This window comes from Paenibacillus dauci, assembly GCF_000971985.1.
Taxonomy (GTDB): Bacteria; Bacillota; Bacilli; order Paenibacillales; family Paenibacillaceae; genus Saccharibacillus; species Saccharibacillus dauci.
Genome location: NZ_KQ040800.1, coordinates 1 through 206, shown reverse-complemented (window position 1 = coordinate 206; position 206 = coordinate 1). Strand labels below are relative to the sequence as shown.

Genomic DNA, 206 nt, shown 5'->3' with positions numbered 1-206 from the left:
CGTGCTCCTTCGGCCAACTCGGACACCTCTCCATATGGCTCCCCGAACAGGACTCGAACCTGTGACAACTCGATTAACAGTCGAGTGCTCTACCAACTGAGCTATCAGGGAATAGTACCCGCTCATAGGAGCGGAAGTCTTGCTGTTTTCGCTTGGCAACGTCCTACTCTCCCAGGACCCTGCGGTCCAAGTACCATCGGCGCTGG

General features: G+C 56.3%; 1 tRNA gene. It reads right to left on the bottom strand.

Annotated elements, in window-relative coordinates:
• Window positions 1-35: 35 nt before the first annotated feature.
• Window positions 36-111: transfer RNA gene (locus tag WH46_RS05405), tRNA-Asn, on the bottom strand.
• Between the last annotated feature and the right edge of the window lie 95 nt (window positions 112-206).